Genomic DNA, 1329 nt, shown 5'->3' with positions numbered 1-1329 from the left:
CCAGGCGCCAGGAGGCCACGTTCTCCCGCCGCAGCCTGGAGGCGCGCCGGGCCGGAACTCGCCCGCACGCTGGACACGGCGGGCAGCCAGACCCGCGGCGCTGGCCGACGAGCAGCAGGCGCGCCCGCGACGAGATGGCGCGGCTGTCCGACGCCGCGGCGCAGGGCGGCCTGCAGCAGGCGCTGGACCTCAAGATGGAGCGCGAGAAAGCCCTGGGCGCCCAGCGCAGCGAATACGACGACCTCACCGCCAAGCTGCGCGCGAGCGACGAGCGCCGCATGCAGCTGGAACGCGCGCTCGATCCGCTGCGCGCCCGCATCACCGAATTCCAGCTCAAGGAGCAGGCCGCGCGCCTGGGCCTGGAGCAATACACCACGCTGCTGGCCGACGCACAGGCCGACCTGGAGGCGGTGGCGCAGTCCATCGAGGCCGGCGGCGTGCGCTCGGCCGGCCTGCAAAGCGAGATCGACCGCCTGCACCGCGAGATCGCGGCGCTGGGCGCAGTCAACCTCGCCGCGCTGGAGGAACTGAACCTCGCGCGCGAGCGCAAGACCTTCCTCGACTCGCAGACCGCGGACCTGACCGAGGCCATGAACACGCTGGAGGACGCGATCCGCAAGATCGACGCCGAAACCCGCGAACTGCTCTCGGGCACCTTCGAGACGGTGAACGGCCATTTCGGGCGCATGTTCCCCGAGCTGTTCGGCGGCGGCAATGCGCGCCTCATCATCACCGGCGACGAAATCCTCGACTCCGGCGTGCAGGTGATGGCGCAGCCGCCGGGCAAGAAGAACCAGACCATCCACCTGCTGTCCGGCGGCGAGAAGGCCCTGACCGCCATCGCGCTCGTCTTCGCCATCTTCCAGCTCAACCCCGCGCCGTTCTGCCTGCTGGACGAGGTGGACGCGCCGCTGGACGATGCCAACACCGAACGCTATGCCAAGCTCGTGTCCAGCATGAGCAGCGGCACGCAGTTCCTTTTCATCAGCCACAACAAGATCGCCATGGAAATGGCCGAACAACTGATCGGCGTGACCATGCAGGAGCAGGGCGTCTCGCGTATCGTGGCCGTGGACATGGAGTCCGCGCTGTCCATGGCCGATGCCTGAACCCCCAGAAGCCGCACGTTTTTTCACCATGAGCAACTTCCAACTCGGCCTCATCATCGCGGGCGGCGTCGTTCTGGCGGCCATCGTCGCCTTCAACGCCTGGTCCGCCCACCGCAACGCCCCCAAGCGCGCGAAACCGCCCGAGCCCGACGGCGCGGCCGAGCCCGCGCTGCGCCAGGAGCCGGCCTTCGATGCCGGCGGCGCCCGTGGAGGTGCCGGA

At 69.5% G+C, this 1329-nt stretch carries 2 pseudogenes; both read left to right on the top strand.

The window, feature by feature from the left end:
* Positions 1–1109, top strand: a pseudogene (locus tag AC27IO_RS24270) (chromosome segregation SMC family protein); the annotation flags it as partial.
* A 28-nt stretch (positions 1110–1137) separates the two neighbouring features.
* Positions 1138–1329, top strand: a pseudogene (locus AC27IO_RS24265) (cell division protein FtsZ); the annotation flags it as partial.

The sequence above is a fragment of the Acidovorax sp. KNOB132 genome (genome assembly GCF_057541515.1).
The sequence above is the reverse complement of the archived record's forward strand: the minus strand, read 5'-3'. Positions and strand labels throughout refer to the sequence as shown.